Annotated in this window: 27 protein-coding genes and 1 pseudogene; 15 read left to right on the forward strand and 13 right to left on the reverse strand. The window is 72.0% G+C overall.

Annotated elements, in window-relative coordinates:
• Nucleotides 1–270: 270 nt before the first annotated feature.
• From ABT288_RS36180 to ABT288_RS36190, 3 genes are all read left to right on the forward strand, one after another.
• On the forward strand, nt 271–1,362 hold the full coding sequence (locus tag ABT288_RS36180; RefSeq protein WP_351617179.1) for a PP2C family protein-serine/threonine phosphatase: 1,092 nt from the start codon (nt 271–273) through the stop codon (nt 1,360–1,362).
• A 124-nt stretch (nt 1,363–1,486) separates the two neighbouring features.
• Nucleotides 1,487–2,827: an NsdA family TPR-like regulatory protein gene (locus tag ABT288_RS36185; protein WP_351617181.1), complete on the forward strand. Its 1,341-nt coding sequence runs from the start codon at nt 1,487–1,489 to the stop codon at nt 2,825–2,827.
• Between the two features lie 65 nt (nt 2,828–2,892).
• Nucleotides 2,893–3,429, forward strand: coding sequence for an NUDIX hydrolase (locus ABT288_RS36190; RefSeq protein WP_351617184.1), 537 nt, complete (start codon nt 2,893–2,895; stop codon nt 3,427–3,429).
• Here the strand turns inward: ABT288_RS36190 and ABT288_RS36195 are convergent.
• Entirely contained in the window at nt 3,426–3,683 is a 258-nt protein-coding gene (locus ABT288_RS36195) for a hypothetical protein (protein WP_351617186.1), read from the reverse strand. The genes ABT288_RS36190 and ABT288_RS36195 overlap by 4 nt on opposite strands.
• Nucleotides 3,684–3,831: 148 nt before the next feature.
• On the reverse strand, nt 3,832–4,707 hold the full coding sequence (locus tag ABT288_RS36200; RefSeq protein WP_351617188.1) for a 3-hydroxybutyryl-CoA dehydrogenase: 876 nt from the start codon (nt 4,705–4,707) through the stop codon (nt 3,832–3,834).
• 171 nt (nt 4,708–4,878) lie between these two features.
• Here ABT288_RS36200 and ABT288_RS36205 point away from each other — a divergent pair, with 171 nt between their 5' ends.
• On the forward strand, nt 4,879–6,105 hold the full coding sequence (locus tag ABT288_RS36205; protein WP_351617191.1) for a glycoside hydrolase family 10-like protein: 1,227 nt from the start codon (nt 4,879–4,881) through the stop codon (nt 6,103–6,105).
• Here the strand turns inward: ABT288_RS36205 and ABT288_RS36210 are convergent.
• Together ABT288_RS36210 and ABT288_RS36215 are read right to left on the reverse strand one after the other, a co-directional pair.
• Nucleotides 6,075–6,302 (reverse strand): DUF1918 domain-containing protein, encoded by a 228-nt coding sequence (locus tag ABT288_RS36210; protein ID WP_351617194.1) that lies wholly within the window; start codon nt 6,300–6,302, stop codon nt 6,075–6,077. The two genes, ABT288_RS36205 and ABT288_RS36210, sit on opposite strands and share 31 nt — an antisense overlap.
• Before the next feature lie 20 nt (nt 6,303–6,322).
• On the reverse strand, nt 6,323–7,234 hold the full coding sequence (locus ABT288_RS36215; RefSeq protein WP_351617197.1) for a DMT family transporter: 912 nt from the start codon (nt 7,232–7,234) through the stop codon (nt 6,323–6,325).
• Here ABT288_RS36215 and ABT288_RS36220 point away from each other — a divergent pair.
• The gene (locus ABT288_RS36220; RefSeq protein ID WP_351617200.1) at nt 7,233–8,666 is read left to right on the forward strand and encodes an aminotransferase-like domain-containing protein; all 1,434 of its coding nucleotides are present in this window, start codon (nt 7,233–7,235) and stop codon (nt 8,664–8,666) included. The two genes, ABT288_RS36215 and ABT288_RS36220, sit on opposite strands and share 2 nt — an antisense overlap.
• On the opposite strand, the gene ABT288_RS36225 is transcribed toward ABT288_RS36220, so the two are convergent.
• On the reverse strand, nt 8,663–9,277 hold the full coding sequence (locus tag ABT288_RS36225; RefSeq protein WP_351617203.1) for a DUF6461 domain-containing protein: 615 nt from the start codon (nt 9,275–9,277) through the stop codon (nt 8,663–8,665). The genes ABT288_RS36220 and ABT288_RS36225 overlap by 4 nt on opposite strands.
• A gap of 175 nt (nt 9,278–9,452) precedes the next feature.
• Between ABT288_RS36225 and ABT288_RS36230 the strand changes: the two genes are divergently transcribed.
• Nucleotides 9,453–10,046, forward strand: coding sequence for a histidine phosphatase family protein (locus tag ABT288_RS36230; protein WP_351617205.1), 594 nt, complete (start codon nt 9,453–9,455; stop codon nt 10,044–10,046).
• Here ABT288_RS36230 and ABT288_RS36235 read toward each other — a convergent pair.
• A complete protein-coding gene (locus tag ABT288_RS36235; protein WP_351617208.1) occupies nt 10,028–10,480 on the reverse strand; it encodes a DUF6314 family protein in 453 nt (150 codons plus the stop codon). The genes ABT288_RS36230 and ABT288_RS36235 overlap by 19 nt on opposite strands.
• Nucleotides 10,481–10,633: 153 nt before the next feature.
• Between ABT288_RS36235 and ABT288_RS36240 the strand changes: the two are divergent.
• The 9 genes and pseudogenes from ABT288_RS36240 to ABT288_RS36285 form a co-directional block, all read left to right on the forward strand.
• A pseudogene (locus ABT288_RS36240) lies at nt 10,634–11,877 on the forward strand (alpha-L-arabinofuranosidase family protein); the annotation flags it as partial.
• A 186-nt stretch (nt 11,878–12,063) separates the two neighbouring features.
• The gene (locus tag ABT288_RS36250) at nt 12,064–12,435 is read left to right on the forward strand and encodes a GtrA family protein (RefSeq protein ID WP_351617272.1); all 372 of its coding nucleotides are present in this window, start codon (nt 12,064–12,066) and stop codon (nt 12,433–12,435) included.
• 56 nt (nt 12,436–12,491) lie between these two features.
• A complete protein-coding gene (argC, locus tag ABT288_RS36255) occupies nt 12,492–13,520 on the forward strand; it encodes an N-acetyl-gamma-glutamyl-phosphate reductase (RefSeq protein WP_351617210.1) in 1,029 nt (342 codons plus the stop codon).
• Nucleotides 13,517–14,668 carry a bifunctional glutamate N-acetyltransferase/amino-acid acetyltransferase ArgJ gene (argJ, locus tag ABT288_RS36260; protein WP_351617213.1) on the forward strand — a complete coding sequence of 384 codons (1,152 nt, stop codon included), beginning with the start codon at nt 13,517–13,519 and terminating at the stop codon, nt 14,666–14,668. Before argC ends, argJ begins: the two co-directional genes overlap by 4 nt.
• Nucleotides 14,665–15,564, forward strand: coding sequence for an acetylglutamate kinase (argB, locus tag ABT288_RS36265; RefSeq protein ID WP_351617215.1), 900 nt, complete (start codon nt 14,665–14,667; stop codon nt 15,562–15,564). The genes argJ and argB overlap by 4 nt, the downstream gene beginning before the upstream one ends.
• A complete protein-coding gene (locus ABT288_RS36270) occupies nt 15,561–16,766 on the forward strand; it encodes an acetylornithine transaminase (protein ID WP_351617218.1) in 1,206 nt (401 codons plus the stop codon). Before argB ends, ABT288_RS36270 begins: the two co-directional genes overlap by 4 nt.
• Before the next feature lie 7 nt (nt 16,767–16,773).
• On the forward strand, nt 16,774–17,319 hold the full coding sequence (locus tag ABT288_RS36275) for an arginine repressor (RefSeq protein WP_351617220.1): 546 nt from the start codon (nt 16,774–16,776) through the stop codon (nt 17,317–17,319).
• A gap of 98 nt (nt 17,320–17,417) precedes the next feature.
• Nucleotides 17,418–18,005, forward strand: coding sequence for an RNA polymerase sigma factor (locus ABT288_RS36280; RefSeq protein ID WP_351617223.1), 588 nt, complete (start codon nt 17,418–17,420; stop codon nt 18,003–18,005).
• Nucleotides 17,995–18,759, forward strand: a complete 765-nt coding sequence (locus tag ABT288_RS36285; RefSeq protein ID WP_351617226.1) for a hypothetical protein — start codon at nt 17,995–17,997, stop codon at nt 18,757–18,759. Before ABT288_RS36280 ends, ABT288_RS36285 begins: the two co-directional genes overlap by 11 nt.
• 19 nt (nt 18,760–18,778) lie before the next feature.
• On the opposite strand, the gene ABT288_RS36290 is transcribed toward ABT288_RS36285, so the two are convergent.
• From ABT288_RS36290 to ABT288_RS36320, 7 genes are all read right to left on the reverse strand, one after another.
• Nucleotides 18,779–19,654 carry a serine/threonine-protein kinase gene (locus ABT288_RS36290; protein WP_351617229.1) on the reverse strand — a complete coding sequence of 292 codons (876 nt, stop codon included), beginning with the start codon at nt 19,652–19,654 and terminating at the stop codon, nt 18,779–18,781.
• A complete protein-coding gene (locus tag ABT288_RS36295) occupies nt 19,651–21,462 on the reverse strand; it encodes an ABC transporter ATP-binding protein (RefSeq protein ID WP_351617231.1) in 1,812 nt (603 codons plus the stop codon). Before ABT288_RS36295 ends, ABT288_RS36290 begins: the two co-directional genes overlap by 4 nt.
• 264 nt (nt 21,463–21,726) lie before the next feature.
• Nucleotides 21,727–22,530 carry an FAD:protein FMN transferase gene (locus ABT288_RS36300; protein WP_450858332.1) on the reverse strand — a complete coding sequence of 268 codons (804 nt, stop codon included), beginning with the start codon at nt 22,528–22,530 and terminating at the stop codon, nt 21,727–21,729.
• On the reverse strand, nt 22,523–23,320 hold the full coding sequence (locus tag ABT288_RS36305; RefSeq protein ID WP_351617233.1) for an FMN-binding protein: 798 nt from the start codon (nt 23,318–23,320) through the stop codon (nt 22,523–22,525). Before ABT288_RS36305 ends, ABT288_RS36300 begins: the two co-directional genes overlap by 8 nt.
• An 18-nt stretch (nt 23,321–23,338) precedes the next feature.
• Nucleotides 23,339–24,721: a ferredoxin reductase family protein gene (locus tag ABT288_RS36310; RefSeq protein ID WP_351617236.1), complete on the reverse strand. Its 1,383-nt coding sequence runs from the start codon at nt 24,719–24,721 to the stop codon at nt 23,339–23,341.
• 73 nt (nt 24,722–24,794) lie between these two features.
• A complete protein-coding gene (locus ABT288_RS36315) occupies nt 24,795–25,310 on the reverse strand; it encodes an FMN-binding protein (RefSeq protein WP_351617239.1) in 516 nt (171 codons plus the stop codon).
• Between the two features lie 19 nt (nt 25,311–25,329).
• Nucleotides 25,330–26,676, reverse strand: coding sequence for a ferredoxin reductase family protein (locus ABT288_RS36320; protein ID WP_351617242.1), 1,347 nt, complete (start codon nt 26,674–26,676; stop codon nt 25,330–25,332).
• Nucleotides 26,677–26,711: the final 35 nt, after the last annotated feature.

Below are 26,711 nucleotides of genomic sequence, written 5' to 3' on the forward strand. Positions count from 1 at the left end.
CCGCGCCCGTTCGGGGCGCGGGACTCCGGTCGATCATGGGGAACCGGGCGACACATGGCCCCACCCGGAAGGGGACGTGCGGACCTTCCGAGATTCAGCTCCCATGGTCGGCCGACTGCATAAATGCAGGTTGACCGGCTGCTTGCTCACTCATTCGAGTGGCAACGGGGGGTGAGCCGACCCATCCCGGCCATGCCCTCGACAGAATCGGACCGGCCTTTCGGGGTCGGTCCGTCTGCTCTTTCAGGGCCCACATGGGGGACCAGAGGCATGATCCGCATCAAGGCACGGGCGCCCACCGCGCGGGGGGCCGTACTGCCCACGGTCTGGGGAGCCGTGGCGGTCGCCTACAAGTTCGGCTGCCCGCTCGCCCAGCAGAACGGCCTCGGCGCGCGCATCGTCACCAGCGCCGTCTTCTTCGCCGTCGGCACCGGGCTGATCTTCCATGTGCGCCGCGCGCTGCTGCGGGAGCTGCGGCAGGTCCGCCGGGTGGCGCGGGCCGCGCAGAGCGTCGTACTGCGTCCCCTGCCGCCACGCCTCGACGGGCTGAACGTCGCCGCCGCCCAGCTGTCCGCGGACCGGGGCGCGTGCGTCGGCGGTGACCTGTACGAGGCGATCGCCACCGAGCACGGGGTGCGGGTGGTGATGGGCGACGTACGCGGGCACGGTCTGGCCGCGCTCGGCACGGTCGCCGCCGTGCTGGGCAGTTTCCGCGAGGCCGCCCACGACGAGCCCGAACTCGGCGGCGTCCTGGGCCGGCTGGACCGCGCCCTCGCCCGGCACCTGCGCGAACGCGCCCGCGCCGAACACCCCGCGAACGGCGGCCAGGACCCCGACCACCCGGTCGCCGAGGAGTTCGTCACCGTCCTGCTCCTGGAGATCGACCGCGACGGACGGCTGCGCGCCCTCAACTGCGGTCACCCGTGGCCGTATCTGCTCAGCGGCACGAGAGTCGAGCCGTTGACGCGCGTCGACCCGCTTCCGCCACTGGGTCCCTTCCCGCTTCCGGCCGAGCTGGAGGCCGAGTCCTGTGGTCATCTGGTTCCGGGTGAGTCCCTGGTTCTGTTCACGGACGGAGTGGAGGACGCGCGGGACAGCCGGGGCCGGTTCTTCTCGCTGCCGGGGACGCTGAGCGACGTCGTACGGGATCACCCCGTCTCTCCCCAGACGGTCCTGCGCACCGTCTTCGCCGCGCTCCTGCAGCACACGTCCGGCAAACCCACGGACGACACAGCGCTACTGGTCCTGCGGAACGACCGAACGTGGGGCGAGCCCTCCTGCCCGGGGGCGCGGCACCCTCGTGGTCGACCCGGCCAAGCCACCGCTTTTCGAGGGGGAGCCGGCGGCTTGGCCGGCACCTAAGTCAAGCGGTCCGGCACGCTGAGCGACACCGCGTGCACAGCCCGGATGCACGTGTTCCGTTCACACCCCGTGTGAAGGCGAGCGCACTACGCTGAACGGCACCAGGCCACCCGGGGGGCATCCCATGCAGCCCAACACTCTGCTCGACGCGATCCTGGACGAGGCGGGGATCTCGCACGCCGGTCTCGCCGCCCACGTCAACCAGGCGGGCCGGAGACGGGGCCTCGCGCTCCGGTACGAACACACCGCCGTGGCACGGTGGTTGAAAGGCCAGCGACCGCGCGGCCAGGTCCCCGACCTGATCTGCGAGGTGCTCGCCGCCCGCCTCCATCGTCCCGTCACCCTCGACGACATCGGCCTGGGCGTACCCGGCGAGCCCAGCACCCCGCACGTCGGCTCGCTGAACGGTTTCGTGGAGCGGGCGACCGCCCTGTGGCGCTCCGACGAACAGCAGCGGCCGCACGTCCTGGGCGCCCCCGCCGTCACCGGGACCCCGGCCGTGATGCCGGTCTGGGAGTGGGAGAACCCGCCCGAGGACGTCGATGTCTCCCGCGGCGGCCGGCACCGGGTCACCCCGGCCGACATCGAGATGCTGCGCGCCGCGCGGACGCACTACGAGCAGATGTACCGCAAGGCCGGCGGCATCGCGACGCGCACCCGGATCGTCGGCTTCCTCAACGCCGAGGCGGCTCCGCTGCTGCGCGGCAGCTACACCGACGCCACCGGACGCCAACTGCACCGCGCCACCGGCGGTTTGGTGGCCATCGCGGGCATCTGCGCCTACGACTCCGACGCCCACGGTCTCGCCCAGCGCTACTTCCACCAGGCGCTCCGGCTGGCGAAGGCCAGCGGCGACCGGGGACTTGGCGCGTACGTCATAGCGCTGCTGGTCAACCAGTCGCTGTTCATGCGGGAGTACCGGCAGGCCGTCGCCTTCGCCGAGGCCGCGCTGCGGGCCGCCGGCAAGCACATCACCCCGGCGCTCGCCTCCGACCTGTACGCGATGCAAGCCAAGGCGTACGCCCACCTCGGCGACTCCGCGGGGGCCCTGTCCTGCATCCGGCGCGCCGAGGCGGCGGCCGAGCGGATCCGGCGCGGCCACGAGCCCGACGAGACCGGCTATGTCCAGCCGGGCCTGGTCAATGTGCAGGTGGCCGAGGCACTGCTCAGCCTCGGCGAGCTGGCCGCCGCCCGGGAGCACGCGGCGGCGGCCGTCGACAACCCGGCCCACGACCGGGGGCGGGTGCACCGGCTCGCCATGCTCAGCACCATCGAGCTGCGCCAGGGCAACGCCGACAAGGCGGTGGCCACCGCTGTGCAGATGGCCGAGCAGGCACGCGGAATGGAGTCCCAGCGGCTGCGCGACAGACTCCGCGCGGTACGCGAACACCTGGCGCGCTGTGGCTCGGCCGGCACCGCCGAAGCCGCCGAACTCATCGACGGGGCACTGCGCGTACCGCTGTAGGCCCCCTGTAGGTGCACAGTCCCTGCTGCGATATTGCCACTTACTCGACGGAAGGTGGCAGAACCGTGCAGTGGACGAAGCAGAACGAACAAACTGTGTATGAAAACCGCTGGTTCAGCGTCAATCTCGCAGATGTCGAGCTGCCGGACGGCCGGCACCTGGACCACTTCCTGATCCGGCTGCGGCCCGTGGCCGTGGCGACCGTGGTCAACGAGGCCAACGAGGTGCTGCTGCTGTGGCGGCACCGCTTCATCACCGACAGCTGGGGCTGGGAGCTGGCCGCGGGCGTCGTCGAGGACGGCGAGGACATAGCGAGCGCGGCCGCCAGGGAACTGGAGGAGGAGACCGGCTGGCGGCCGGGGCCCCTGCACCACCTGATGAGCGTGGAGCCGTCCAACGGCCTCACCGACGCCCGGCACCACATCTACTGGTCCGACCGGGGCGAGTACATCGGGCATCCCGTGGACGACTTCGAGTCGGACCGCCGGGACTGGGTCCCCCTCAAACTCGTTCCCGACCTGATCGCCCGTGGGGAGGTCCCGGCCGCCAACATGGCGGCCGCCTTACTCCTGCTGCACCACCTCAGGCTCGCCGAGGGCTAGCGGGCCAGGGCCTGCCAGATCGTCACGAGGAGCGCGCCCAGTGAGGTGAGCACGGCGAGCGAGGGCAGCGGCCAGCGTGCGTGTTCCAGCGCGTTCAGGCGGGTGTCCAGCTCGTCCAGTTCCTTGGTGGTCTCGTCGGTCCGGTGCCGCAGCAGCGCCAGCCCTCCCTCGACGTGTGCGTAGGCCACGTCGAGGCGGCGCCGTAACTCTGCGAGTTCTCCCTGGACCACGGGATGCTCCGGATGGGCGGTCACGTGTCCACTCCTTTCCGTAGTCGGACGGTGTTGCATCCCTTGCATGGGCATGAGGAGTCAACTCGCCTGGCGGACACGTGGGGAGCGTGTGCGACGGGCATATGCGTGCCCGTCGCACACACGGAGTGTGAAGCGCCGTTGTGCGCGATCAGCCGTAGGTGTAGAAGCCCGAGCCGGTCTTCCGGCCCAGCCGGCCCGCCTCCACCATGCGCTGCAGCAGCGGGGGAGCGGCGTACAGCGGCTCCTTGTACTCGGCGTACATGCTGTTGGCGATGGAGACGATGGTGTCCAGGCCGATCAGGTCGGACAGCTTCAGGGGGCCCATCGGGTGGGCGCAGCCCATCTCCATGCCGTTGTCGATGTCCTCGCGGCTCGCGATGCCCGACTCGAACATCCGGATCGCGGAGAGCAGATAGGGCACGAGCAGCGCGTTGACCACGAAGCCGGAGCGGTCTTGGGCGCGGATGGCGTGCTTGCCGAGCACCTTCTCCGCGAAGACCTGGGCGCGGCTGAGGGTGCCCTCGGAGGTGGTGAGCGCCGGGATCAGCTCGACCAGCTGCTGCACCGGGGCCGGGTTGAAGAAGTGGATGCCGACCACGTGGTCCGGGCGGGAGGTGGCGACCGCCAGCTTCACCAGCGGGATCGAGGAGGTGTTGGAGGCGAGGATCGCGTCCGGGCGGGTCACCACCTGGTCGAGGACCTGGAAGATCTCCGTCTTCACCGGCTCGCTCTCCACCACGGCCTCGATCACCAGGTCGCGGTCCGCGAACTCGCCGAGGTCGGTGGTGAAGGTGAGCCGCGCCTGCGTGGCGTCCCGCTCCTCCTCGGTGATCTTGCCGCGCTCGGCGGCCTTGGCCAGGGAGGTGAACAGCCGGGTACGGCCGATCTCCAGGGCCTCGCCGGTGGTCTCGGCGACCTTCACGTCCAGTCCTGCGCGGGCGCACACCTCGGCGATGCCGGCGCCCATCTGGCCGCAGCCCACGACTCCGACGCGCGCAATGTCTCCCGCTGGGATGCCCGTCACATCGTCCCCTTCGCTGGTTCTCCGGCTCGCCGGCAGGACACCGGGTTTCGGCGCCTGCTCCGATCGAGCACGTTACCGTCAAGTATCGATGATCGATCGGCCGGGTGGGTGCATCCTGTGGCGCGGGACGATCCGTGAGGGAGCGGATCCGGAGCGTATGGGGGTGTGCACATGGGGCATCTGTCACGGCGGGCCTTCACGCTGGCGGCGCTGTCGACGCTGGCCACGGCGCAGGGCGCGGCAGCGGCCGCGGGTCATCGGCCCCGCGCGGCCGCCGAGATGCGGGGAGTGTGGCTCGCGACCGTGTCCAACCGGGACTGGCCGTCCCGGCCCGGGCTCACGGCCGCGGCACAGCGGGCGGAGCTGACCGCCCATCTGGACCGGGCGGCCCGCGACCGGCTCAACACGGTGGTCTTCCAGGTACGGCCCACCGCCGACGCGCTGTGGCCGTCGCCGTACGAGCCGTGGTCCGAGTACCTCGCCGGCACCCAGGGCAAGAGCCCCGGCTGGGACCCGCTGGGCACCGCGGTGCGCGAGGCCCACGCGCGGGGCCTGGAGTTGCACGCCTGGTTCAATCCGTACCGGATCGCGAACCACACCGACCTCGGCCGGCTCGCGGCCTCGCACCCGGCCCGCAGGCACCCGGACTGGGTGGTGCCCTACGGCGGGAAGCTCTACTACAACCCGGGTCTGCCCGAGGTCCGCGCCTTCGTCCAGCGGGCGATGCTCGACGCGGTCGCCCGGTACCCGGTCGACGCCGTCCACTTCGACGACTACTTCTACCCGTACCCGGTCGCGGGGCAGACCTTCGACGACGATGACGCCTACGACCGCTACGGCGGCGACTTCCCGAGCCGGGCCGACTGGCGGCGGGACAACATCGACAGACTGGTGCGGGAGACGGCCGCCGGAATCAGGCGGGTCCGGCCCGGCACCCGGTTCGGGATCAGCCCCTTCGGTGTGTGGCGCAACGCCTCGACGGATCCGCTCGGCTCGGACACGCAGGCGGGCGTGCAGACCTACGACGACCTGCACGCGGACACCCGCAGATGGGTGCGCGAGCACTGGATCGACTACATCGTGCCGCAGCTGTACTGGCACATCGGCTTCGCCGCCGCCGACTACGCGAAGCTGGTCGACTGGTGGGCGGCGGTCGCGAAGGGCACGAGGACACGCCTCTACATCGGCGAGGCCCTGTACAAGGCCGGGGCCGCCGGGCAGCCCTCGGCCTGGCAGGACCCGGCCGAACTGTCCCGGCACCTCACCTTCGCCGCCCGTTACCCGCAGGTGCGCGGGCATGTGTTCTTCGCCGCCAAGGACGTGGCGGCCGATCCGATCGGGGCGATGTCACGTGTGATCACCGACCACTACGGGCGATCGGCGAAGCCGCCCCGCTGATCGATCGCCCGCTCGTCGCGGTGCTTGACCTGGCAGTCGGGTCCGGGGGACATGATCGCCTCGTGTCCGTCCTTGAACCGTACGCGGTAGGGCGGGCTGCCCTCGGCACCCAGGACCTCGACTACTTCCGATTCCTGGTCGTGTTGGCCGACCACCCTGCCGTGCTGCACAAGATGGTCGCCCTTGGATGCACGCATATTGCAGGCCCTCCTCATGATCACGACCGCTGGGTGACGGCGATGCACACGAGCACGGCGACGGCTGTCACCGGGGCGGCGGCCGTGAAGTGCTCGCCCAGCAGCAGCGCCGACCACACCAGTGTGAGCAGCGGCTGAGCCAACTGCAACTGGCTGGCCCGGGGGATGCCGATGACCGCCATCCCCCGGTACCAGACGACCAGGCCGAGGAACTGCGAGCCCAGCGCCACCCACAGCAGGCCGGCGATGCCGTGCCCGGTGAGCTGGACGGGCTCGTACGTCAGGGCCACCGCGGCGGCCGGCACGCTCAGCGGCAGGCACAGCACCAGCGCCCAGCCGATCACCTGCCAGCCCGGCATGATCCGGGCCAGCCGGCCGCCCTCCGTGTAGCCGGCCGCGCACACCAGCAGGGCCGCGAACAGATACCCGTCGGCGGTCGTGAGCGCGCCGCCGCTCTGCCCGACCGTGAAGGCGACCACGGCCGCGGCGCCCGCCAGCGCGGCCGTCCAGAACCGGCGCGAGGGGCGGCTGCCGGTGCGCAGCGCCGAGAACACGGCCGTGGTCAGCGGCAGCAGCCCCACCACGACGGCAGCGTGCGCGGTGGTGGAGGTCTGCAGGGCGAGCGTCGTCAGCATCGGGAAGCCGGCCACCACGCCGGCGGCGACGACGGCGAGACCCGGCAGATGCCGGCGCTCCGGCAGCGGTACCCGCAGCGCGAGGAGGCAGCCGCCCGCGACCAGCGCGGCGAGCACACTGCGCACGGCCACCAGCGACCAGGGACCGAAGCCCTGCAGACCCCAGGCGGTGGCAGGGAAGGTCAGGGAGAAGGAGGCCACGCCGAGGGCGGCGAGACCGGTGCCGAGGCCGCGGCGCTCGCGGGGAGCGGTGACCGCTATCGCACTCGGGGCAGTAGCGCTACTCTGTGTTCTCATGCATCAGCGTAGCAGTGTCAATGATTTGGCAGAACAGCTCCGGCGAGACCTTGACCGCTACTCTCCAGGTGGAAAGCTCCCGTCGAGCCGGACGCTGGTCGAGCGGTTCCACGTGAGCCCGGTGACCGTCTCGCGCGCCCTCGCCCAGCTGGCCGCCGAGGGACTGGTGGTCACCCGGCCCGGGGCCGGCGCCTTCCGGGCCCGGCCCGGCACGGGGCAGACCCCGGCCGGGGACACCTCCTGGCAGGAGGTCGCGCTGAGCGCCGACGGCGCCGCCGAGCTCGTACCGCGCACGGTGGACGCCTCCGGGGTCACCGTCTCGCTGGCCGCGCCGCCGCCCGGCGTGCTGGAGTTCAACGGCGGCTATCTGCACCCCTGTCTCCAGCCCGAGCGGGCCATGGCGGCGGCACTCGCCCGCGCCGGGCGGCGGCCCGGGGCCTGGGGGAGGCCGCCGCTGGAGGGACTGCCGGAGCTGCGGGAGTGGTTCGCGCGCGGCATCGGCGGGGGCGTCACCGCGGCCGAGGTGCTGATCGCGGCCGGCGGTCAGTCCGCGCTGGCCACCGCCCTGCGCGCGCTCGCCCCGCCCGGCGCCCCCGTCCTCGTCGAGTCGCCCACCTACCCCGGCATGCTGGCTCTCGCCCGCGCCGCCGGACTGCGCCCGGTCCCGGTGCCCGTCGACCCCGACGGAGTGCGCCCCGAACTGCTCGCCGACGCCTTCCGGGCCAGCGGCGCCCGGGTGTTCGTCTGCCAGCCCCTGTTCCAGAACCCCACCGGTGCCGTCCTGGCCCCCGACCGGCGCGCCGAGGTGCTGCGCATCGCCCGCGAGGCCGGCGCCTTCGTCATCGAGGACGACTTCGTACGGCGCCTGGTGCACGCCGACGCGGGCCCGCTGCCCCGCCCGCTGGCCGCCGACGACCCGGACGGCGTGGTCGTGCACGTCGGCTCGCTGACCAAGGCGACCTCGCCCAGCTTCCGGGTGAGCGCCCTGGCCGCGCGCGGTCCGGTGCTGGAACGCCTGCGCGCCATCCAGGTCGTGGACAGCTTCTTCGTCCCCCGGCCGCTGCAGGAGGCGGCCCTCGAACTGGTCGGCTCCCCGGCCTGGCCCCGTCATCTGCGGGCGCTGTCGGCCGAGTTGAAGGCCCGCCGCGACGCCATGACGGCCGCGCTCGCCGTGCACCTGCCCGAACTCGCCCTGCCGCACGTCCCGTCCGGCGGCTACCACCTCTGGCTCCGGCTGCCCGACCGGACCGACGAGTCCGCCCTCACCGCGGCCGGCCTGCGCGCGGGCGTCGCCCTCACCCCCGGCCGCCCCTACTTCAGCGCCGAACCTCCCGCGGCCCACCTCCGCCTGAGCTTCGCGGCCGTCGCCGGCACGGGGGAGATCACCGAGGGGGTACGGCGGCTGCGGGCGGCCTGCGACGAGGTGTTCTAGGGCACGGTGACCAGGGCGCAGGTGAACTCCAGCGACGCGAACAGCTCCGGGGTCAGCCGGACTCCGGTGATCCGGTGGGCGAGCGCGAAGGCGGCCTCGGTGTGCCCGGTGAAGTCCCGCTCGTCGTCCGCTCTCAGGTCGAAGCCGGACTCCCGCATCTCGGTGAGGAGCCCGTCGGGGTCGGTGCCATGGCGATGGGAGGGGAACAGCGGCTCGAAGCCGAGACGTATCTCGCCGTCCTCCGACCAGTGGAAACTGTCCACCGCGTTGACGTTCCGGAAGTGCGAGACCACCGTACGGCCCCGGCTGACGGGATCCATCAGTTCGGAGCGGTTGCCCACGTACCCGTTGTACTCGACCATCAGTGTCCAGTCGCCGACGGCCGCGACACCGACGAGCAGTCTGTCGTCCTCGTACTCGTCCCAGGCGTCGTACGACGGCTCGGCCAGCGCCGCCACCCCGGTCACCCGCCCGTCGGGTTCCGCCCGCAGCTCCCGCAGCAACCGGTCGGGTGTCATGTCCTGCACCAGTGTGACGCAGTAGGCCTCCAGGAGGTCCTGGTGCCGCTCCCTGAGCCAGCCGTAGTCGGCGGCCGTCGTGATCTCGGTCATGAGTGCAGCTTGCCAGGGACCACTGACAACGCGGGGCGCGAGCGGCCGGGCGCCCGGCCGCTGGATCGCGGCGGCACGTGGAGGCCGCGTCCCGCGGGGTAAGCGGCCGCACACCCTGAGTAGCTCACAGGGGTCAGCCCTTGACCTTCGCACACGACCGTCACACCATCACCGCATGCCACTGAGGGTGACGTTTGTCGCCGCCGCGCGCAGCGCCCCGCTGCTCGCCGAGCGCTTCGCGGACGACCGGCCGCTGGACCAGGCCGGCTGGGACGAGGTGCGGCGCGCCGCCGGGGACCTGCTGCCGCTGGCCGCGGCCGAGCTGCGGTACTGCTCGCCGACGCCGCGCAGCCGGACCACCGGCGACGCCCTGGGGTACGCCCCGCTGGTCCAGCCGGCGCTGCGGGACTGCGACATGGGCCGCTGGCGCGGGATGACCCTGGGCGAGGCGATGGCCCGCGAGCCGGAGGCGGTGGACGCCTGGCTCGCCGACCCGCGCGCCGTCCCGCACGGCGGCGAGTCCCTGCTGACCTTCATCTCCCGGGTCGGCGGCTGGCTGGACACCCGGCCGGCCGAGGACGGCGGCCGGATCGTGGCCGTCGCCGAGCCCGCCGTGATCCGCGCGGCCCTGGTCTACGCCCTGAAGGCGCCGCCCGCGACCTACTGGAACATCGACGTGCGTCCGCTGTCCACGTCCACCGTCACCGGCCGCGCGGGCCGCTGGAACCTCCGCCTCGACGCCGCCTCGGCTCAGCCCTCGCGGGCATAGTCCGTGGTCAGCACCAGGTCCTTCGCCGGCCCGCCGACCCGCCACACCGAGCGCCAGCGGTCGGTGTCCCGCACGGTGAACTCACCCCGGTAGAGGTCGGCCGCGCACGGGTGCTCGGCGACGTACCACCCCGAGCTCAGGTCCAGCGCGTGAAAGGGCCGCCCGTCCGCGAACCGCACGTCCGCCGTGCCCGGCGTGGACCCCGGCAGGAACCGCAGTGTGCGGGTGGCGGGCCGGGTCACGCCCTGCCAGGTGAAGACGCCGGACTCTTCGTGCAGCAGCCCTCCGGCCTCGAGCGGGGTGAAGACCGTCACCCCTGAGAAGTGCCCTTCCGCAGCGCCCGCCAGATCCCGGACCGTCCGCTCGACGTGCCAGCGGCCGGCCAGATGGGTCAGCACATCGGGGACCGGCCAGTACCGGGGCTGCACATCCATGAGGCGAGCTTACGGCCGGCCGTGCCCGCCCCAGGATGTGCTCACACCCCTCCTCTTACCGTGCGTTCGAAGTGCTGACCAATGTGTGATATTTCGAACATCGACCCCACGGCGCAGGGGCCCGCGAGGTACGACTTCTCGGTATGGGCCCGCGCCGGCGCCGGGACCACGCTCACCGTCACCCTCCAGGACTCCGGCGGCAGCCTGGCGACAGCCCGCCGCATCGCCGTGAAGAAGGGCGGCTGGGCCCGGTACAAGGCCACCTTCACCGCGAGCCGCACCAGCACCACCGGGCGGCTCACCGTCGGCTCCGAGGCCGTGGAAGGACACCATCGGCCCGGTCGAGCGGCGAGCCACCAACGCCAACTTCTGGGGCTACAACCAGTCCTACGGCCTCGGCTACTACGAGTACTTCCGCTTCGCCGAGGACATCGGCGCCATGAACAGGGCCGTGGACGACGACGCCCTGCTCAAGCGGCACATCCAGGACACCCTTGACCTGATCCCGTTCGCCAACGGCCCGGCGGCCTCGAAGTGGGGGGCAGGGTGCGGGCGGAGATGGGCCACCCCAGGCCCTTCCACTTCACCCACATCGAGGTCGTCGCCTCCTACGCCCCGCTGTTCGCCGACGAGGACTCTGCGCAGGACGTGAGCGGCCCCGTCACGGGCGCCGTCGGCCTGTCCGCCTGGAACACCAGCGCCGCCTACGACGACGTGAAGGTCACCGCCGCCGACGGCTCGGCCCTGCTCGGCGACGACTTCTCCGGTGACGCCTCGACGTGGTCCCACACCGGCACCGGCAGCTGGAGCGTCCAGGCGGGCAGTACGTGCAGACCGACGCCACCGCCCAGAACACCGTGGTCTCCGCCGGCGACCCGTCCTGGCACGACTACGACCTCCATGTGAAGGCCACCAAGAAGGCGGGTCAGGAGGGCTTCCTCGTCGCTTCGGCGTCAAGGACACCGGCACCTACTGCTGGTGGAACATCGGCCGCTGGAGCAACACCCAGACCGCCGTGGAGCAGGCGGTGGACGGCGGCAAGTCCGCCCTGATCGCCGAGCCGGGCTCGGTCGAGACCGGCCGCGCCTACGACGCCGACATCAAGGTGCGCGGCCGGCAGGTCGCCCTCCACCTCGACGGACAGCAGTGGGGCGGCTTCACTGATCGTCAAGGTCGTCAACGACCAGTCCTCGGCGGCGCGAGCGGCGATCGACCTCGGCGGTGCGAGGGTCGCCTCCAGGGCGAAGGTGACGACGCTCGCCGCCGCTCCCGACGCGGTGAACAGCGAGACGTCCACGGCGGTCGCACCGCAGACGTCCACCTTCACCGGGGTCGCCGGCAGGTTCACCTACTCCTTCGCGGCCGACTCCGTCACGTTCCTCCGCATCAAGCAGAGGCGATCAAGCAGAGGTGATCAAGCGGAGGTGGCCGGCCGGAATATGCGTCGGGGAGGGAAACCGGACGCCCGGCTCTGTGCTGGGAGTGATCGGGGAGCGCACCAGCCGCGTCTACTACGAGGTGAAGGGTCGCCCGCACTTCCTGGTGAGGGCGACCGATGCGGAACGGACGAAAGACCTGATTCCTTGAAGCGACAGATCCTCACCTTCGCCGCGGTCGGTGTGCTCAACACCGCTGTCTATTACTGTCTCTACCTGCTGTTCCTCATATGGCTGCCCTATCTGGCGGCGCATGTGCTCGCCTTTGTGCTCAGCATGGTCGGCTCCTTCTTCCTGAACGCCCGCTTCACCTACCGGATCCGGCCCACCTGGCGTAAATTCCTGCTGTTCCCGCTGACCAATGTCACGAACTTCCTGATCACGACAGCCGGCGTCTACGTGATCGTCGACGTCCTGCACGCCGGCAGCCGCTTCGCCCCACTGCTCGCCTCGGCGGCGGCGATCCCCGTCACCTTCGTCGTGTCCCGCTGGGTGATGCTCCCCGGGTCCCTCGCATAGCCATTGCATAAAACTGCGGCGATACGTATAGTCATGCCATCACGAGGAGGATGGACATGGCGGTACGTGCGGCGGTGGCCGGAGCGAGCGGATACGCGGGCGGCGAGGCCCTGCGCCTGCTCCTCGCGCACCCCGAGGTCGAGATCGGTGCCCTGACCGGAAACTCCAACGCCGGTCAGCGGCTCGGCGTGCTGCAGCCGCATCTGCTGCCCCTGGCCGACCGCGTGCTGACGGAGACCACGGCCGAGGCGCTCGCCGGGCACGACGTCGTCTTCCTCGCGCTGCCGCACGGGCAGTCCGCCGCCGTCGCCGAGCAGCTCGGGCCCGACGTCCTCGTGGTCGACATGGGCGCCGACTTCCGGCTGAAGGACCCGGCCGACTGGGAGAGGTTCTACGGCTCCGCACACGCCGGCACCTGGCCCTACGGCCTCCCCGAACTTCCGGGTGCCCGCTCCGCGCTGGAGGGGTCCAAGCGCATCGCGGTGCCCGGTTGCTACCCCACCGCCGTCACCCTCGCCCTGTTCCCGGCCTACGCCGCCGGGATCGCCGAGCCGGAGGCGGTGATCGTCGCCGCGTCCGGCACCTCGGGCGCCGGCAAGGCACCCAAGCCGCATCTGCTCGGCAGCGAGGTCATGGGCTCCATGGCGCCGTACGGCGTCGGCGGCGGCCACCGGCACACCCCCGAGATGATCCAGAACCTCAGCGGGGTGGCGGGGGAATCCGTGAAGGTCTCCTTCACGCCGACGCTCGCGCCGATGCCGCGCGGGATCCTCGCCACGTGCAGCGCGACCGCCGTCGCGGGCGTGACGGCGGACTCCGTCCGCGCCGCCTACGAGAAGGCCTACGCCGACGAGCCCTTCGTCCGTCTGCTCCCCGAGGGCCAGTGGCCCGCGACGGCGTCCGTCCACGGTTCCAACGCCGTTCAGATCCAGGTCGCGTACGACGAGTCCGTGGGCCGCATCATCGCGATCAGCGCCATCGACAACCTGACCAAGGGCACCGCGGGCGGTGCCGTCCAGAGCATGAACATCGCCCTGGGTCTTCCCGAGACCACGGGGCTTTCCACGATCGGAGTCGCACCGTGAGTGTCACGGCAGCCAAGGGATTCACGGCGGCGGGCGTCGCTGCCGGGATCAAGGAGAACGGCAACCCCGACCTGGCCCTCGTGGTCAACAACGGGCCGCGCCGTGCCGCCGCGGGCGTCTTCACCTCCAACCGTGTGAAGGCGGCGCCGGTGCTGTGGTCCGAGCAGGTCCTGAAGAGCGGCCAGGTCTCCGCCGTCGTCCTCAACTCGGGCGGCGCCAACGCCTGCACCGGCCCCAAGGGCTTCCAGGACACCCACGCCACCGCCGAGAAGGTGGCCGAGGTGCTCGGCCGGGGCGCCATCGAGGTGGCCGTCTGCTCCACCGGGCTCATCGGCGTGCCGCTGCCCATGGACAAGCTGCTGCCGGGCGTCGAGACGGCCGCCGCCCAGCTGTCCGAGCACGGCGGTGAGAAGGCCGCCATCGCCATCAAGACCACCGACACCGTCCACAAGACCTCCGTGGTGACGAAGGACGGCTGGACCGTCGGCGGCATGGCCAAGGGCGCGGGCATGCTCGCCCCGGGCCTCGCCACCATGCTGGTCGTCCTCACCACGGACGCGGAACTGGACAACGGCGTACTGGACCAGGCGCTGAGGGGTGCCACGAAGGTCACCTTCGACCGCGTCGACTCCGACGGCTGCATGTCCACCAACGACACCGTCCTGCTGCTCGCCTCCGGCGCCTCCGGCATCACCCCGGAGTCCGAGGACTTCGCCGATGTCGTACGGCAGGTCTGCGACGACCTCGGGCAGCAGCTCATCCGGGACGCCGAGGGCGCCAGCAAGGACATCAAGGTCGAGGTGATCAACGCGGCGAGCGAGGAGGACGCCGTCGAGGTGGGCCGCTCCATCGCCCGCAACAACCTCCTCAAGTGCGCGATCCACGGCGAGGACCCCAACTGGGGCCGGGTGCTCTCCGCGATCGGCACCACCCGGGCCGCCTTCGAGGCGGACCGGCTCAACGTCGCCATCAACGGCGTCTGGGTGTGCAAGAACGGTTCGGTCGGCGAGGACCGCGAGAAGGTCGACATGCGCTACCGCGAGGTGCACATCGTCGCCGACCTGGCCGCGGGCACGGAGACCGCGACGATCTGGACCAACGACCTGACCGCCGACTACGTCCACGAGAACAGCGCCTACTCCTCATGAGCACTCGCAAGCACACGGCCCTGCCGAAGGCCCAGATCCTCATCGAGGCGCTGCCCTGGCTGGTCAAGCACAACGGCAGGACGGTCGTCATCAAGTTCGGCGGCAACGCCATGATCGACGAGGACCTGAAGGCCGCGTTCGCGCAGGACGTCGTCTTCCTTCACCACGCCGGCCTCAAGCCGGTCGTCGTGCACGGCGGCGGCCCGCAGATCAGCGCCGCCCTCGACAGGCACGGCATCGTCAGCGAGTTCAAGGCGGGCCTGCGCGTCACCACCGAGGACGCCATGGACGTCGTACGGATGGTGCTGGCGGGACAGGTGCAGCGGGAGCTGGTCGGTCTGCTCAACCGGCACGGGCCGCTCGCGGTCGGCCTGACCGGCGAGGACGCGCACACCATCACCGCGACCAGGCACCAGCCCGAGATCGACGGCGAACTGGTCGACATCGGGCGGGTCGGCGAGATCACCGCGATCGACACCGGCGCCATCGAGGCGCTGCTCGCCGACGGCCGCATCCCGGTCGTCTCCTCCATCGCCCGAAGTCAGGACGACGGACATGTCTACAACGTCAATGCTGATACGGCGGCTGCGGCACTCGCTGCGGCACTGGGCGCCGAGACCCTCATGGTCCTCACCGACGTCGAGGGCCTCTACGAGGACTGGCCGAACTCCGACGAGGTGATCAGCCGCCTGACCGCTTCCCAACTGGAGAAGCTGCTCCCGGAGTTGAGCTCCGGCATGGTGCCGAAGATGGAGGGCTGTCTGTACGCCGTGCGCAACGGGGTGCACACCGCCCGCGTCATCGACGGCCGGGTCCAGCACTCGATCCTGCTGGAGATCTTCACCGACGAAGGCATCGGCACCATGGTCGTGCCGGACGAACAGGGGGAGTCATGAGCAACCAGGAGCTGACCGCGCGGTGGCAGGGCGCGCTCATGAACAACTACGGCACCCCGCGCCTGCCGCTGGTGCGCGGCGAGGGCACCAGGCTGTGGGACGCCGACGGCAAGCAGTACCTGGACTTCGTCGGCGGGATCGCGGTCAACGCGCTCGGGCACGCGCACCCGGCCGTCGTGGAGGCCGTGAGCCGGCAGATCTCCTCCCTCGGCCACGTCTCCAACCTCTTCATCGCCGAGCCGTCCGTCGCCCTCGCCGAACGGCTGCTCCAGCTCTTCGGCCGGGAGGGCAGGGTCTTCTTCTGCAACTCCGGTGCCGAGGCCAACGAGGCCGCCTTCAAGATCGGCAGGCTCACCGGGCGCACCCACATGGTCGCCACCACCGGCGGCTTCCACGGCCGTACGATGGGCGCCCTCGCGCTCACCGGCCAGCCCGCCAAGCAGGAGCCCTTCCTGCCGCTGCCCGGCGAGGTCACCCACGTGCCCTACGGCGACGCCCAGGCGCTCGCCGCCGCGGTCACGGAGGAGACGGCGCTCGTCGTCATCGAGCCGATCCAGGGCGAGAACGGTGTGATCGTGCCCCCGGCCGGCTATCTGAAGGCCGCCCGCGCGATCACCGCCGCCACCGGCGCCCTGCTGGTGCTGGACGAGGTGCAGACCGGCGTCGGCCGCACCGGGACCTGGTTCGAGTACCAGGCCCACGAGGGCGTCCTGCCCGATGTCGTCACCCTCGCCAAGCAGCTCGGCGGCGGACTGCCGCTCGGCGCCACCGTGGCCTTCGGCCGGGCCGCCGAACTGCTCCGGCCGGGCCAGCACGGTACGACCTTCGGCGGCAACCCGGTCGCCTGCGCCGCCGGACTCGCCGTACTCGACACCATCGCCGACGACGGGCTGCTGGAGAACGTCAAGCGGCAGGGCGAGAAGCTGCGCGAGGGAATCGAGGGTCTCGGCCACCCGTTGATCGATTATGTGCGGGGCGCCGGCCTGCTCCTGGGTATCGTGCTCACCGGGCCGCACGCGCCACAGGTGCAGCAGGCGGCCCAGGAGGCCGGGTTCCTGGTGAACGCGCCCGCCGCCGACGTCGTACGGCTCATGCCGCCGCTGAACCTGTCCGACGACGAGGTGGGTGCCTTCCTCCGGGCGCTGCCCGGCATCCTCGACGCAGCGAACCCAGCGAATGGGGACGGACGATCCGGAGAATAGGACGACGATGAGCCAGGCGCAGGACCACGAGCAGGTGGCGGGTGCCGGACCGGCCGTGCCGCAGACCCGTACCGCGCGGCACCGCCGGATCGTGGACATCCTCAACCGGCAGCCGGTGCGGTCGCAGAGCCAGCTGGCGAAGCTGCTCGCCGACGACGGGCTGAGCGTCACCCAGGCGACGCTCTCCCGGGACCTCGACGAGCTGAACGCGGTGAAGATCCGCAACACCGACGGCGAGCTGATCTACGCGGTGCCGAGCGAGGGGGGTTTCCGCACCCCCCGTGCCCCCCTGGGGGAGTCGGCCAAGGAGGAGCGCATGCGGCGGCTCTCCCAGGAGCTGCTGATCTCCGCGGAGGCCTCCGCCAACCTGGTCGTCCTGCGCACCCCGCCGGGGGCCGCCCAGTTCCTCGCCTCGGCCATCGACCAGGCGGAGCTGCACGACATCCTGGGCACGATCGCCGGTGACGACACGCTGCTGCTGATCAGCCGGGACCCGACCGGCGGACAGGCCCTCGCGGACCACCTGCTCCGGCTGGCGCAGAACGGCCACTGAGCCCGCATGCGACGCCCCGCCCGGCGGCGGAGAATGGCAGTGTGATCTTCCGCGGCGGGCGGGCAATCCCCTGGCGGCCGTCGGCCGTATACAGGGGTGTGTCGGGTTTCCGGTTCCCCGTGGGCCGCCTCCCGGACGAAGCCCTGCTGGCCGGGCTGGCCACCGGTGATCCGGAACTCGCGGTGATCTTCGTACGCCGGTTCCAGCACCGGGTCTTCGGGGTCGCCATGGCCGTCACCGGGGATGCGCAACTCGCCGAGGACGTCGCCCAGTCGACGTTCGAGCGCGCGTGGCGGCACGCCCAGATCTACGACTCGCGCCGCGGCTCGGTCGCCACCTGGCTGACGACCATCGCGCACAACCTCGCCGTCGACGCCGTCCGGGCCCGGCGGACCGAGCCGATGGCACCCGAGGACCTCGACGCCGTCATCGGCGCCGTCACCGAGACCCCCGAGCAGTGGGCGCTGGCCGACGAGGCCTCCTCCCAGCTGCGGGCCGCCGTGGCACGGCTGCCCCGGGAACAGGCCAGGGCCCTGGTGATGGCCGGCATCTACGGAATGACGGCCCAGCAGATCGCCGACGCCGAGCACATCCCGCTGGGCACCGCCAAGACCCGGATCAGGGCCGCCATGGCGAAACTGCGCACCACACTCGCGCCTTTGAAGCGAGGCGACCATGTCCAGTGACACGAACTGCGACAAGCTGCGGGAGATCGGTGCCGAACTGGCGCTGGGCGTGCTGCCCGGCCGGGAGCGCGCCGAGGCGGTCGCCCATCTGGACCGGTGCGCGGACTGCCGGGAGTACGTCCGCCGGCTCACCCTGGTCGGCGACCGGCTGATCGGCCTGCTGCCGGACAGCGAGCCCCCGGCCGGGTTCGAGGCGCGGGTGGCGCGCCGGCTGGCCGAGCAGGCTGCGGCGCCCGACGCCCCCGGGGGCGCCTCCGGCCGTGTGTCCCGGGACCTGCGCGGGCGTGTCCGGCGGGGACGGCTGCGGCTCGCGGCCGTCGCCGCCGCGCTCACCGTCGCCGTCGGGTTCGCCGGCTGGGGGATCGGCACCGCCGTAGAGGCCGTCGTCGCCTCGACCGCGCCCGCCGCCGGATCCGAGCCCATGCTGGTCGGGGACATGATCTCGGCCACGAACGGCGGCGGCAAGGTCGGCGAGGTCTACGCCCACCCCGGGACCCCCGGCTGGATCTTCGTGTCCGTCGACTCCGCCGGCCCCCGCGGCTCGTACACCGGCAAGGTCACCTGTCTCCTGCAGCACGCCGACGGCACGACCGTCCGGGTCGGCGACTTCCCCCTGACCGCCGGACGCGGCGAGTGGGGTGTGGCCGCTCCCGGTGACCTGTCGACCCTCTCCGGCGCCCGGCTGACGACACCCGACGGCACGGTCCTCGCCACCGCCCACCTGGGGATGGGGCACGTCGTGGAGCCGTCGTAGGCAACGGGGCCGGCCCCCGTCAGGGGCGCTGCGGCAAGGTCGCTTCCAGGGCCGCGGCCAGCCCGGCGACCGTGGGCCGCTCAGCCGGGTCGGCCCGCAGACAGGCGTCGATCGCGGCGGCGAGCGCGGGCGGCAGCCGCCGCCGGGACGCGATCGGCGGTGCCGCCTCGTCGGCCTGCGCGTACCAGTCGTCCGCGCCGCCCTCGCCGGACTCGTCGGTTTCGTCCGCGGGGTCCCCGCAGTCGAAGGGCAGGTCACCGCACGCGACCTCGTACAACGTGCCGCCGATGCCCCACACGTCGGCCGCGGCCGTGAGCGGACCACCGCGGGCCTGCTCCGGCGCGAGACGGCAGAACGTGCCCACGCCGGCGGGCGCCGGTCCGGGCGGCCGGGCGACGCTCAGGTCCAGCACCTTGGCATGACCGCGCTCCACCACCACGTTGGACGGTTTCAGGTCCAGGTGCAGCAGACCCCGGCCGTGGAGGTAGTGGACCGCGGAACACAACTGCACACCGAGCAGCGCCACATCGGCGGCGGGCATCCGGCGCCGCAACCGGTGCACCAGGTGGGACAGGGTCTCGCCGGTCAGCGTCTCCAGGACGACGAGCGGCTCGGGCGACTCGACGGTCTCGTAGCCCCGGACCAGATGCGGATGGCTGAACTCGCGCAGCCACCGGCCCTCGCGCAGCAGCCGCTCGCCCAGCCGCTCCTCGCCCCGACGGTCCGGTCGCAGCACCTTGATCACACACCGGCAGGCCCGTTCCTCGCTCCACGCGTCGTACACGTCGAGCCAGCCGGTGCGGGTCAGATGCGCCAGGATCCCGTACCCGGGCGCCGGTCTCGTCCCGGGCACGAGGGGCGCCGGGCCACTGCCCTGGGCGAGGGGACCGTTCACGACAGCACCGTGTCCGCGCTCAGCCGGCGCAGCCGGGCGTACGGCCCCTGGCCGCGCAGCAGGTCCTCGTGGGCGCCGTGTTCCACGACCCGGCCGTGGTCGAGCACCACGATCCGCGAGGCGTCGCGGACGGTCAGCAGGTTGTGGGAGATGACCACGGTCGTCCGCCCGGCCATCAGCCGGCGCAGCGGACCCATGATCCGCCGGCCCGACCGCACGTCGAGGCCGGTGGTCGGCTCGTCCAGCAGCAGCACGGGCGCGTCCCTGATCATGGCGCGGGCGATCGCCAGACGCTGGCACTGCCCGCCGGACAGCGTCCGGCCGCGCTGTCCGACCAGGGTGTCGTAGCCCTCGGGGAGCCGCTCGATGAACTCGTGGGCGTCCGCCGCGCGCGCCGCCGCGATGATGTCCGCCTCGCTCGCGCCGGGCCGCCCGTAGGCGATGTTCTCCCGCACGGTGCCATGAAGGACGAGGGTCTCCTGGAGCACCACGGCCACGCTCTCCCGTACGTCGGACAGCCGCAGCTCCCGCAGATCGGTCCCGTCGAGCCGGACCGCTCCCCGTCCGGGGTCGTAGAACCGCAACTGGAGCTTGGCGACCGTGGACTTGCCGGCCCCGCTGGCGCCGACCAGCGCCAGTGTCTCGCCCGGGGCCACCTCGAAGGACACGTCCGACAGCGCCCAGGAGGAGCTGCCCGGATAGCGGAACCACACCCCGTCGAACTCCAGCGCGCCCCGCGCCCGGCCCAGCCGGCGGGCACCCGGCGCCTGGACGACCTGCGGCCGCTGGTCCAGCAGCTCGATGATCCGCTCGGCCGAGGCGGAGGCCGCGTAGAAGGTGGTGCCGAGCTGGGACAGGCCGTGAACGGGGCCGTAGAGCCTGCCGATCAGCGCCAGGAAGACCAGCAGACCGCCCAGCGTGAGCTGACCCTGCGCCAGTTTCCAGGTGCCCAGCCCCATGACCGCCAGGCCCCCGCTCACCTCGATCAGCTCGACGACGGGCCGGTACACGGCATGGATCCGCGCCGAGTCCATCACCGTCCGGAACCGGCCGGTGTTCTCCCGGTCGAACCGGCGCTCCTCCCAGCCCTGCCGGTTGTACGCCTGCACCAGCGCCGCGTTGCCCAGCGACTCCTCGGCGATCGCGCTGAGCGAGCCGCCACGCCGCCTGCGCTCCCGCGACGCCTCCTTGATCCGCCGGGAGAAGTGCCGGGCGGCACCCCAGAACAGCGGCACGATGGCCAGGGCGAGCAGGGTGAGGTCCCAGCGCAGGTAGAACAACAGGGCGAGGAACACGCCCAGTTGGATCACGTGGTACAGGACGTCCGCGACGCCCGAGACGAGGAACGTCTCCACCGCGTCGACATCGCCCGTGATCCGGGAGATCAGGTCCCCGAGCCGCCGGCGCTCGAAGAAGCCGAGCGACAGCCCCTGGACGTGCCGGAACACGTCGGAGCGCAGCGCGAGCAGGAAGCGTTCGCCGACCCAGGTGGACGTGACGTCGTCGGCGAAGCCCAGGATCCCGGAGCACAGGACGAGCCCCAGACAGGTAGGTGCGATCCACAGAAAGGGGCTCGGATTCCGCGGGACCAGCACATCGTCCACGACGACCTTGAACAGCCAGAGCTCCGCCGCGTCGACGGCCGGCCCCGCCACACCGAGGACGACGAGCGGCGCGAGCCAGCGCCGGCCGCCGCGCGTGTACGGCCAGAAGCGCCGGAACACCTCGCGCGGCGGCACGGCGGGCGCGGGCGGCACGACGGCGTGAGCGGACCGGATCCCTCGGCCCCCGGCCCGCTCGGCCCGCATCGGTGGTCACCACCGGTGGCCGTGGTGACCGTCGTGACCGTGGTGGCTGTGACGGTCACGACGGCGGCGGTGCATGGTCCCGTCGTCGCGCCCCGAAGTGAAGTCCTTCCTGTGGTGGTCGTCGTGGTCGTCATGGTGGAGGGCAGGCATGAGCCTGCTGAAGATCGCCATCTGGTTCCTCCCGAAACATCCGGTACCCGAGATACGTCCCGGGACCGGAGTCGGATGGCGTTCCGGAAGAACTTTCTGGAGAAACGGGAAATGTCACCCCAGGCGGGCCGCCAGCCCCCCGGTGCACCGCACCTCGTCGCCGGCGGTGATCAGCAGGCCCTCCACGTCCGGCAGCGACTCCAGCCACGCCAGGCCCGCCCGGGAGCCCATCGCGAAGGCCGCCGTGGCCCAGCAGTCGACCCAGGTCAGACGAGGACCGACCACCGTCACGGCCACCAGGTCCGACACCGCGGACTTCCCGGTGCGCGGATCCACGATGTGCGCGCCCCGCTCCGCCGTACCCGAGGTCGCCACCGACAGTTCGGCCACGCCCGCCGTCGAGATCACCGCCGCCAGACCGCCCGGCCGAAGAGGATCGGCCACCCCCACCCGCCACGGCCGCTGCGGCTCCGGCGCGCCGAGGAGCTGGACGTCCCCGCCGCCGTTGACGCTGACCCCGCGCACCCCGGGCACCTCCGCCAGCAGCCGCGCGGCCCGCTCGGCGGCCCAGCCCTTGACGATGCCGGTGGGATCCAGCGAGCCCCGGTAACGGGTGCTGAACCAGCCCTCGCTCACCCGCTCCGCCTCGGCCGCGAGGTCCAGCACCTCGGCGACCTCCGGCGCGCACTCCGCCACGGTCAGCTCACCCCGGGCCAGCCGTGAGACCTCGCTGTCCTCGCGGTAGGTGCTGAACACCGCGTCCGCCCGGTGCAGACCGGCGACGGCTTCGGCCAGCGCCTCGCGCACCGCACCGGGTTCCCCGCCGCGGACGTCGAGGGAGAAGACGGTCCCCATGACCTCCTCCGCATGACGCACCGCGGCGGGAGCTTCGGCCGACTCGGCCACCGTGTCAGCCACCGGCCTGGTCCAGCGCCGACTGGAGCGACTGCTTGTAGCCGGTGCTGGTGTAGGTGGCGCCGGAGACGGCGTCGATGGTCGCGTTGCCGGCCGTGACGGCCTCCTGGTTCAGCTTCGGGACCGCCAACGCGGTCTTCTGGTCGCTGAGTCCGCCCTTGGGCGCCTGGACGGCCTCCGCCTTCGTGATCTTGCCACCGCTGACGGTGATCCGCACCTGGACCGGGCCGTACTGCGTCTGCGCGACCTTCCCGGTGACCGTACGGGCCTGCGCCGCACCGGACGAAGAGGAGCCGGCCGAGGTCCCCTTCGAGGATCCGGCGGACGTCTTCATCCTGTCCAGTGCCGACTGCAGCGACTTCTTGTAGCCGTTGCTCGTGTACGTCGCCCCGGACACCGTGTCGATCTGCGCGCTCTGCGTCGCGACGGCCTCCTGGTTGAGCTTGGGGACGGCCAACGCGGTCTTCTGGTCGCTGAGTCCGCCCTTGGGCGCCTGGACAGCCTCCGCCTTGGTGATCTTGCCGTTGCTGACGGTCAGCCGTACCTGCACCGTGCCGTACTGGGTCTGCGTGGCGTCGCCGGTCACCGTGCCGGCGCCGGCGGCCGCCTGGGCACCGCCCTGCTGACCGCCCTGCGGGGACTTCTGGCCCGCCGTCGTCTGCTGCTGTGCCGCGCCCGCCGCCGACGCCGCGGCCGGATCGGACGCCGGCTTCAGCGACAGCAGCAGTACGACACCGGACACGGTCGCGGCGGTGGCCAGCACGACCCGCCGAATGGGGTGGCTCTTCCTCATCGCTTTCCTAGCTCCCGCTCACATCTCGAACGACTCGTGATGGATGCGGCGGGCGGGGACCCCCGCGCCGCGCAGTGCCTCGTACACCGACTGCGCGAACCCGGTCGGGCCGCACATGAACACGTCGTGCCGGTCGATGTCCGGGATCTTCCGCCGGAGGTTCTCCGCGGAGATGTCCGGCCGCTCCCCGTCGGGGCTGTTCACCGCGTACATCAGCCGGGCGCCCCGCTCGTCGGCGATCTTCGCCAGCTCGTCCCACAGCGCCAGGTCCTGGGTGCTGTTGGCCCGGTAGAGCAGGGTGATGTCACCGGCCGCGCCGGGCAGCGTCTCGAACAGCGCCCGCATCGGGGTGATGCCGACCCCGCCCGCGACCAGCAGCACCTTGCCCCGGCTGCGGCGCTGGGCGGTCATCGCCCCGTACGGGCCCTCCGCCCACACCCGGGTGCCGGGCGTCAGCTCGCGCAGCCGCGCGCTGTGGTCGCCGATGGCCTTCACCGTGATCCGCAGCATGCCGGGGCGGGGGGCCGCCGACAGCGAGTAGGGGTGCGAGCTGAAGCGCATGCCCGGCGCGAGGAAACGCCAGCGGAAGAACTGGCCCGCCTCCGCGCCCATCCGGTGCAGCCGCTGCCCGCCGATCAGCACCGACACGATGCCCGGCGTCTCCTCGATGACCGCTTCGACGCGCATCCGGTGCCGGAGGTTCAGCCGGATCGGGGTGAGGATCCGGTACCAGATGACGAGCGCGGTGACCGTGCCGTACAGGCCGTACCAGAAGGTCTTCGCCATGGGCTCGACCGCGAAGTCGTTCCCGGTGGTGATCTGGTGCCAGAACGTCAGGAACACCGCCGCGTACGTCATCAGGTGCACGTGGTACCAGGTGTCGTACGGCATCCGGCGGCGGACCGGGCCGATCGAGGTCAGGCCGATGAGCACGAACAGGCCCGTGCCGATGGCGGCCTTGCCCATGTCCGGAAGCTGGTTGATGGAGTCGATGGTCTGCTGGACGATGTCGCCGAGCGACTTGCCCGCCTGGAGCGCGTACCCCCACATGGTGAGGAAGACGTGCGCCACGATCAGGCAGAGCGTGTAGCGGCCGCTCATCGCGTGCCAGCGGGCCACCCGGTCCGAGCCGACCCGCCGCTCCAGCGCCGGCACGCGCGCCATCTGGAGCACGACCAGCGCCATCAGATAGCCGGCCAGCAGGCCCGTGATCCGGCCCGCGTTGAGGATCCTGCCGTTGTCGTCGGCGATGGACGGGGTGTTGTGCCACCAGAGCCACAGCACGGCCGCCGCGCCCGCCCAGACGGCGAGCAGCAGCGGTACGGCCGGGGAGCGGCGCGGGCGGATGCGGCGCATCGTCTGGCGGCGGGCGGCACGTCCGCCTGCGAGCGTGGTGGACACGGTTCCTCCGTGGGGACTTGACCCTTGGCCCACAGATACGTGCCGGATGCGCTGAGTGTTCAGAGTCCCCGCGTCACAGTCCCGCCGAGTCCAGCGCGGACTGCAGGGACTGCTTGTAGCCGGTGCTGGTGTACGAGGCGCCCGACACCATGTCGATCTCCGCGCTCTGCGCGGCCAGCGCCTCGCGCCGCAGCTGGGGCAGGGCGTAGCTGTTGATCTCCTGGTCGCGCGGGTTGTCCGACGGGTACTGCACCGCCGTCACGTCCGTCAGCTTCCCGGTCTTGATCGTCACCCGCACCTGGACCGGGCCCCAGCGGGTCTGGACGGTGTCGCCGGTGACGGTCTTGGAGACGCCGCCCCTGGTACCCGAGCTGGAGCCGCCGAAGGAGCCGCTCGATCCGGCCGGCGATCCGCTCGATCCGGCCGAGGGGGCCGAACTGCTCGACACCGTGGGCGACTTGGTGCCGGCCGTGGCCAGTGTGGGGCTCGTGTGCGGCTTCAGCGACAGCAGCAGCACCATCCCGGAGACGGTGGCGGCACTGGCCAGCACGATCCGGCGCAGGGGGCGGTTCTTCTTCAGGGCATGCACGTGATCTGCCTCACAGCTCTCACAGTTCGAACGACTCGTGGTGGATACGCCGGTCGGGCACTCCGGCCGCCCGCAGCGCCTCGTACACGTCCTGCGCGAAGCCGTGCGGCCCGCAGATGTAGACGTCGTGGCCGGCGAGGCCCGGGAAGGTCGCGTGCAGCGACTGCGCCGTGATGGCCGGGCGCTCGCCCCGGGGACCGTTCAGCGCGTACAGCACCTGGGCGCCGCGCCAGCGGGCGATGGCCTCCAGCTCGCCGCCGAGCGCCAGGTCCTCGGCGGTGCGCGCCCGGTACAGCAGGGTGACCTCACCGGGCAGCGTCTCGAACAGCGCCCGCAGCGGCGTGATGCCGACGCCGGCCGCGATCAGCAGCGAGCGGTGGCTGGTGGCCCGGTCGGCGGTCATGGAGCCGTACGGGCCCTCCGCCCACACCCGGGTGCCGGTCCGCAGCAGGGCGACGGCCGCGCTGTGGTCGCCGAGCGCCTTGACGGTGATGCGCATCAGATCCGGGCGCGGCGGCGCCGACAGGGAGTACGGCGTCGACGTCCAGCCCAGGCCCTCGCCGAGGAACCGCCAGCGGAAGAACTGTCCCGGCCGCGCGTCCAGCTCGTCCAGGTGCCGCCCGCGAACGACGACCGAGTACACACCCGGTGCTTCCATGTGAACCGAGTCCACACGCAGCTGGTGGCGGCGGTTGAGGCGGACCGGGGCGAGGACACGGAACCACAGCACCAGGCCCGCGACGCCCAGGTACAGCGCGTACCAGACGGCGGTCGCGACCGGCTTGCCGTTGAACTCGTTCCCCAGCGTCAGCTGGTGGAAGAAGGCCAGGAAGACGGCCGCGTACGTCAGCAGGTGGACGTAGTACCAGAACTCGTGGCTGGTGCGGCGGCGCACGGCCCGGGCCGAGGTGATGCCGACCGCGAAGAGGATCACCGTGCCGGCGGTGGCCTTGAGCATGTCCGGGTAGTCCAGGACGACGGTCACCGTCTCGTGCCAGAGCGAGGCCCGGTCCTGGGCGGCGTACCCGGAGAGGATCAGCACGAGGTGCGCCACGAGCAGACAGACCGTGTACCGGCCGGCCATCGCGTGCCAGCGCGCCACCCGGTCCGAGCCGATCCGCCTCTCCAGCAGCGGCACCCGCGCCATCAGGCCGACCAGCACCGCACAGGCGTACCCGCACAGCAGCCCGGCTATCCGCCCGGCGCCGGTCAGCCAGCCGGCCGTACCGACCACGGACCCGGTGTCCGTCCACCAGAGCGCGACCACGGCCGCCGCCCCGGCCCACAGCGCGGCCAGCACGGGCCCCGCGGGGGAGCGCCGCGCGGTCACGGGCTGGGCCGCCCGCCGCACATCCACGGTCGTCATCAGTCGCCGTCCCTTCGTCCGCCGTACCGGGCCAC

Source organism: Streptomyces sp. NPDC001093 (assembly GCF_040298985.1).
Classification (GTDB): Bacteria; Actinomycetota; Actinomycetes; order Streptomycetales; family Streptomycetaceae; genus Streptomyces.

Excerpts from the sequence above, each read along its gene's own strand:
- ABT288_RS36205 (WP_351617191.1), top strand. The coding sequence starts at position 4,879 with ATGGGGCATCTGTCACGGCGGGCCTTCACGCTGGCGGCGCTGTCGACG.
- ABT288_RS36185 (WP_351617181.1), top strand. The coding sequence starts at position 1,487 with ATGCAGCCCAACACTCTGCTCGACGCGATCCTGGACGAGGCGGGGATC.
- ABT288_RS36225 (WP_351617203.1), bottom strand. The coding sequence starts at position 9,277 with ATGACCGAGATCACGACGGCCGCCGACTACGGCTGGCTCAGGGAGCGG.
- ABT288_RS36215 (WP_351617197.1), bottom strand. The coding sequence starts at position 7,234 with ATGAGAACACAGAGTAGCGCTACTGCCCCGAGTGCGATAGCGGTCACC.
- ABT288_RS36220 (WP_351617200.1), top strand. The coding sequence starts at position 7,233 with ATGCATCAGCGTAGCAGTGTCAATGATTTGGCAGAACAGCTCCGGCGA.
- ABT288_RS36230 (WP_351617205.1), top strand. The coding sequence starts at position 9,453 with ATGCCACTGAGGGTGACGTTTGTCGCCGCCGCGCGCAGCGCCCCGCTG.
- ABT288_RS36210 (WP_351617194.1), bottom strand. The coding sequence starts at position 6,302 with ATGCGTGCATCCAAGGGCGACCATCTTGTGCAGCACGGCAGGGTGGTC.
- ABT288_RS36275 (WP_351617220.1), top strand. The coding sequence starts at position 16,774 with ATGAGCCAGGCGCAGGACCACGAGCAGGTGGCGGGTGCCGGACCGGCC.
- ABT288_RS36295 (WP_351617231.1), bottom strand. The coding sequence starts at position 21,462 with ATGCGGGCCGAGCGGGCCGGGGGCCGAGGGATCCGGTCCGCTCACGCC.
- argB (WP_351617215.1), top strand. The coding sequence starts at position 14,665 with ATGAGCACTCGCAAGCACACGGCCCTGCCGAAGGCCCAGATCCTCATC.
- ABT288_RS36320 (WP_351617242.1), bottom strand. The coding sequence starts at position 26,676 with ATGACGACCGTGGATGTGCGGCGGGCGGCCCAGCCCGTGACCGCGCGG.
- ABT288_RS36285 (WP_351617226.1), top strand. The coding sequence starts at position 17,995 with ATGTCCAGTGACACGAACTGCGACAAGCTGCGGGAGATCGGTGCCGAA.
- ABT288_RS36305 (WP_351617233.1), bottom strand. The coding sequence starts at position 23,320 with ATGAGGAAGAGCCACCCCATTCGGCGGGTCGTGCTGGCCACCGCCGCG.
- argC (WP_351617210.1), top strand. The coding sequence starts at position 12,492 with ATGGCGGTACGTGCGGCGGTGGCCGGAGCGAGCGGATACGCGGGCGGC.
- ABT288_RS36235 (WP_351617208.1), bottom strand. The coding sequence starts at position 10,480 with ATGGATGTGCAGCCCCGGTACTGGCCGGTCCCCGATGTGCTGACCCAT.
- ABT288_RS36180 (WP_351617179.1), top strand. The coding sequence starts at position 271 with ATGATCCGCATCAAGGCACGGGCGCCCACCGCGCGGGGGGCCGTACTG.
- ABT288_RS36270 (WP_351617218.1), top strand. The coding sequence starts at position 15,561 with ATGAGCAACCAGGAGCTGACCGCGCGGTGGCAGGGCGCGCTCATGAAC.